Below are 6,308 nucleotides of genomic sequence, written 5' to 3'. Positions count from 1 at the left end.
TTGCGTCGGGGCTCACCTCTTCCCATTCCGAACAGAGAAGTTAAGCCCGACTGCGCAGATGGTACTGCATAACTGTGGGAGAGTATGTCGCCGCCTTCTTTTAGTGAGGCCCTTCAATTTGAAGGGCCTCATTTTTTTTATCCGTGCGGCAATGAATTATGAATTATAAACCTGCCTACCGGCAGGCAGGTAGTAGTGGAAAGCCCACAGCGCAGTGCAACGGAGGGCGGACTTGCAACGGATAGCCCGACCCGGAGGGACACGCTAAAAAAATTATGAATGATGAATGATGAGTTCTAAACTCTGAAATCTAAATTCTAAAATCTAAATACTAAATATTCAGATTCTGATTCAATCTTGTCATTTGACCTCACTATTGGCAAGAAGATTTTAAATACACGATACTTTATTGAAATATCCGTAAAATTGCGATGGGCTGTTTGCGTTTTCTCTTTTTTTTATAAATTTAAGAGGTCTATAAAATGTTAAAACATGTTCAATCAAAAACGCGTAATCATTGAAAATGTTACGCCTCAAGTCGATAACGGAACTTTTCCAATCAAACGAATTACAGGTCAAAAAATACAAATAACAGCCGATGTGCTTGCCGATGGACATGATGTGCTTGAAGCTGCCGTACATTTCAAACACGAGAAAGAAAAAAAATGGACGGAAGTTCGATTAACCTCAGTTCCTAATGACAGCTTTGTAGGTGATTTTACTGTTGAAAAGCAAGGATTTTATAGTTATTTTGTTGAAGCTTGGGTAGACTATGCCCTTAATTGGCAATACGGAATAACCAAAAAGATCAAAGATAATCAACACGTAAAATCGGAATTACTGGAAGGTATTGAATACATCAAACCATTACTGGATACTGTTTCAGCTTCCGAAAAAAAATATTTGAATCAAGTTGCCACTTGGTTTGCTGACGATAATGCGTATACTCAAGCCATTGAGGCTGCTGTTTCATCTGATTTGCAAGCCCTTTTTAAAAAATATCCCACCAAATTCTTAGCCAACCAAACGCAAGAATTTAAAGCCTATGTCGATCGACAAAAAGCGTTATTTAGTACGTGGTACGAATTTTTCCCGCGCTCTGCTTCTTCAATTCCTGGAAAACACGGGACGTTTAAAGACTGTGAAGCGTTATTACCTCGGGTCGCTAAAATGGGATTCGATACACTCTATTTTCCTCCTGTGCACCCCATTGGAGAAGTCAACCGTAAAGGGAAAAATAACGCGACTGACGCTGCACCTGGTGATGTGGGTTCGCCCTGGGGAATTGGTTCACATCATGGCGGCCATAAGGCATTACACCCTGAACTTGGAACGCTGGATGATTTTAAATCCTTGGTGAATACCGCCAAAGATTTGGGAATCGAGATCGCGATGGACTTTGCATTACAAGCCGCACCCGACCATCCGTGGGTAAAGGAACATCCGCAATGGTTTAAATGGCGTCCGGATGGAACCGTGCAGTACGCTGAAAATCCGCCCAAAAAATACCAAGATATTTTACCCATTTACTTTGAAACACCCGATTGGAAAAATTTGTGGAACGAACTTCTAAGTTGTGCGCTCTATTGGGTAGAGGAGTGCGGTATTCGTGTTTTCCGGGTGGATAATCCGCATACCAAGCCTTTTTATTTCTGGGGTTGGTTGATTCATGAAGTGAAAAAGAAACATCCCGATGTGTTGTTTTTATCCGAGGCTTTTACTCGCCCAAAAATTATGCACGAATTGGCCAAGCAAGGTTTTACCCAATCCTACACCTATTATACGTGGCGCAATACCAAAGCGGAGTTACAAGAGTATTTGACCGAGTTAACGCGTACCAATCAGCGGGAGTTTTTCCGACCTAATTTTTGGCCCAACACGCCCGATATCAATCCGTTTCCATTACAAGGCGCTAACGAAAGTACACATTTACAGAAATACTTTTTAGCCGCAACCTTGAGTTCGTCGGTTGGGATTTACGGTCCCGTTTTCGAATTTATGGTTTCGGACGCAATTCCTGGTAAAGAGGAATATTATGATAGTGAAAAGTACCAAACACGCGATTGGGATTGGAACCATGAAAATAAAATCACCATGTTGATTAGCAAAATCAACGAAGTGCGCAAACAAAACGCTTCTTTGCAACAAACCAACAATATCGAATTTTGTGATACCGATAACGAACAAGTCATCGCTTATTACAAATTTGACGACGATAAATCCAATGAAACTTTAATGGTAGCCAGTTTGGATGCCTATTATACCAAACAAGCCTGGGTGAAATTGCCTTTGGCTTCCCTCGGAATTCAAAACGGACAAAATTGTACCGTTGTCGATTTAATTACCGGAAACAGCTACCATTGGGATAAAGAATGGAATTTTGTCGAATTACATCCCACATTGCCCTTCCATTTGTTCAAAATAATCAAATAAACCTAATCCGAAAGGTCATGAATTTAGATAATCAGGAAACATTTGCAACGCCTTTTAAATTCAAAAGTGAATGGAAAAATGCCTTCACAGATGATGAATTTATCAAAATATTTTCTTCTGATATTTTGGAAAATTATATCATCAACAAACGTTGGTACGGCGGAAAAGCAAGTACGTTAAAGTATATTGAAGTCATTGACCATTTTAAGATAACTTCCAAGAAGAACACGTATTACGGCGTATTATTGGAAGTAAACTTTAAAGAGGCCTTCTACCAACATTACTTTATGCCGATTGCCTTTATGACCTCGGAGGAATTGGATACAAGTACCATAATTTCGCCCGCCAAATTTGCCCACATCGATGGGTATTTGGTCGATGCGCTACACCAAGAAGACTTTCGTAAACTCTTGTTTGAAAACATTGCTCAGAATACGATCAATAAAGAATTCAAACTGGTTTTCCATAAAGGGATGCATTTGGGCGAAAATACCTATAAGTCCTCAAAATTCATGGGCGTCGAGCAAAGTAACACCTCGATTATTTACAACGATAGTTTCGTGCTCAAAATTTTCCGTCGTATCTATGTGAGCACCAATCCCGATTATGAAATCAGTCGGTTCCTCACCGAACGCATGGAGTTTAAAAACACACCCGCTTATACCGGAAGTATAAATTTAGCGCTACCTGAAGGGAATATCACGCTCGGACTCATGCAAGAACTCGTGCCCAATCAAGGGGATGCATGGCGATTCATGCTCGATCATTTGGATACGGTATTTGATACGTTGACCCGCAAGAAAATCAAAGTAGCCAAATTGCCCCATATTCCGTTGTTCAAGCGAGTGAAGATACATGAAATTCCGCCTGAGATTATTGATTGGGTCGGACTCAGTCTTTTCCTTCGTATTCAAACCCTGGCGTTGCGCACCGCAGAAATGCATGTGGCACTCGGAGGGGACAGTCAAGATACCGCTTTTACGCCCACACGCTACAACGGTGATTATTCCGTGTGGTTGAAAAATAGGTTGTTGTATCAATTCCAAAATCGATTGAATATCATTGAAAACAGTCTGCATAAATTGGACGGACTCGCACTCGAACTAGCACATCAATTTCTCGAACATAAAAAACTCATTCGTAAGCACTTCGTGGATTTCGATTGGACCAAAATGAAGTCAGAACGAATTCGCATCCACGGGGATTATCACCTCGGACAAGTGCTCGTAAACGGCGACGATTTTTATCTATTGGATTTTGAAGGCGAACCTGAGAGTACCATCCGTGATCGTAAGGTAAAACAACCGCCGTTAAAAGATGTAGCCGGAATGTTTCGCTCGTTTCATTACGCCATTTATGCCACAATTTTCAATAATCGCGAGAAATATCCGCAAGACCAAGACGAATTGTTTGATGCAGCCGAACTCTTGTTCCGCTACCTCGTTGGCGCCTTTATGGATACCTATATCGAGAAAGTACAGGCCGGCAACTTGAACATTGGATACAGCCAAGAAATCGAATTTCTGTTGAAATATTGCCTTTTGGAAAAAGCGGTGTACGAGTTGGGCTACGAACTCAATTCGCGTCCCCGTTGGGCCGTCATTCCCCTGCGCGGTATTCAAAGTATTATGAATTATTAGGAGCAACAACCCTAGTTTTCAATTCACAACCCACCGGCTATCCGCTGTATCTCACTCCGTAAACTCCGTGAGGATGCCGCTACTATCCGGGCTAGAAAATAACGTTAAGTAGTTCAAAACACGAAAAAATCAGTGGATAAACACCGCTGAGCCACATAAAATGAATCCAGTACAACACTATTCCTTGTTCACCGATTTTGATATCGACTTATTTAAAGCCGGTAAACATTTTAAATTATACGAAAAATTAGGCGCACATTTGCTTGAAGTCAATGGCGAACAAGGATGCTACTTTGCCGTATGGGCGCCATCGGCCAAACATGTTTCTGTGATAGGCGACTTCAACTTTTGGGTGGAAGGCCAACATCCGCTACAAGTCCGTTGGGACAGTTCCGGTATCTGGGAAGGATTTATTCCCGGGATCGACAAAGGCACCAAATACAAATTCAAAATTCAATCCAGCCACGGCGATGTAATCACCGAAAAAGCAGATCCTTTTGCCTTGTATTGTGAAACACCTCCGCACACGGCTTCTGTCGTTTGGGACTTGGATTATAAGTGGAAAGATACCACGTGGATGAAGAAACGCGCCGCCCACAATGCCTTAGACAAACCCATGTCAGTATATGAAGTGCATTTGGGTTCTTGGAAACGCAACCTCGAACAAAACCGTTCGCTCACCTATATCGAACTCGCCGAGGAATTGGTGAACTATGTTAAAGAAACCGGATTTACGCATGTCGAATTCATGCCTATTATGGAATATCCGTTTGATCCTTCTTGGGGGTACCAATTGGTCGGGTATTTTGCACCCACTTCGCGTTTCGGCAAGCCGCAAGATTTTATGCTTTTGGTGGACAAATTGCACCAAGCAGGAATCGGAGTAATTCTCGATTGGGTTCCCTCGCATTTTCCGAGTGATGCCCACGGCCTCGGATTTTTTGACGGATCCCATCTATACGAACATCCCGATATCCGAAAAGGCTATCATCCCGATTGGAAAAGTTTGATTTTTAACTACGGTCGTAATGAAGTGCGTTCGTTCTTAATAAGCAACGCCATTTTCTGGTTGCAGCATTATCACGCCGACGGACTTCGGGTGGATGCCGTTGCTTCGATGTTGTACCTCGATTATTCCCGCAAAGACGGGGAGTGGGAGCCCAACATTTATGGAGGTAGAGAAAATTTAGAAACCATCAGTTTCTTAAAAGATTTTAACGAAGCCGTGTACAGCATGTTCCCCGATGTGCAAACCATCGCTGAAGAAAGTACCAGTTTCCCCATGGTTTCCCGTCCAACGTTTTTGGGCGGACTCGGTTTTGGCATGAAATGGATGATGGGTTGGATGCACGATACGTTGCAATACTTCAAAAAAGAGCCCGTGTACCGCAAATACCACCAAAACGACATCACATTTTCCATGACTTATGCTTTCACCGAAAACTTCATGTTGCCTTTATCCCATGACGAAGTCGTCTATGGTAAGCACTCGATTTTGGGTCGGATGACCGGTGACGAATGGCAACGTTTTGCCAACTTACGTTTATTGTATGGCTATATGTTTACCCATCCCGGAACAAAATTGTTGTTTATGGGAGGCGAATTTGGCCAAAGTGAAGAATGGAATTTTGAAAGCAGTTTAGAATGGCATTTGTTGCAATACGATTACCACAAAGGCATCAAACAATGCATTACCGATTTAAATGCTTTGTACCGCAATTATCCTGCGATGTATGAAAAACAATTCTCTGCCGAAGGTTTTGAATGGATCAATTATTCGGATAATGAAAATTCGGTGTTGGCTTACATTCGCAAAGGAAACAAAGAGAAAGAACAATTAATTGTGGTTTGCAATATGACACCAGTGGTTCATGAGAATTACCGTATTGGCATTCCCAAATCAGGAAAATTAACCGAAATTTTTAATTCCGATAAACCAGAATATGGAGGAAGTGGTGTGACTAATGCATCTGCCATTAAAGTGGAAAAGCTGCCTTGGAACGGACGCGAATTTTCTGCTGAAATCCAATTACCACCTTTAGGAATGGTCGTTTTTAAAATGTAAAAGAGAGTCCGGTTCACGCCGGACTTTTTTATTGCAACTCATGAATAACCAAGATTTTTTAAGATTTCTCCTTTTTTTTAAAATAAATTAAAAACTATGGGCAATCGCAAACGTTGTAGTTAAAAATAAGGGAATGAGCGTGTTAAATTATCAATTTCAACTTTGTAAAT

At 41.7% G+C, this 6,308-nt stretch carries 3 protein-coding genes and 1 rRNA gene; all 4 read left to right on the top strand.

Features of this window, described 5'->3' with window-relative positions; translation table 11 throughout:
* A 5S ribosomal RNA gene (gene rrf, locus EQG61_RS07565) occupies positions 1-99 on the top strand; the annotation flags it as partial.
* 393 nt (positions 100-492) lie between these two features.
* Entirely contained in the window at positions 493-2,433 is a 1,941-nt protein-coding gene (locus EQG61_RS07560) for an alpha-1,4-glucan--maltose-1-phosphate maltosyltransferase (RefSeq protein ID WP_129461314.1), read from the top strand.
* 17 nt (positions 2,434-2,450) lie between these two features.
* Positions 2,451-4,073, top strand: a complete 1,623-nt coding sequence (locus tag EQG61_RS07555) for a trehalose synthase (RefSeq protein WP_129461313.1) — start codon at positions 2,451-2,453, stop codon at positions 4,071-4,073.
* 160 nt (positions 4,074-4,233) lie between these two features.
* Positions 4,234-6,138: a 1,4-alpha-glucan branching protein GlgB gene (gene glgB, locus EQG61_RS07550; RefSeq protein WP_129461312.1), complete on the top strand. Its 1,905-nt coding sequence runs from the start codon at positions 4,234-4,236 to the stop codon at positions 6,136-6,138.
* Positions 6,139-6,308 lie beyond the last annotated feature (170 nt).

The organism is Flavobacterium stagni, assembly GCF_004122105.1.
Classification (GTDB): domain Bacteria; phylum Bacteroidota; class Bacteroidia; order Flavobacteriales; family Flavobacteriaceae; genus Flavobacterium; species Flavobacterium stagni.
This window is presented reverse-complemented; position numbering and strand designations above follow the sequence as displayed.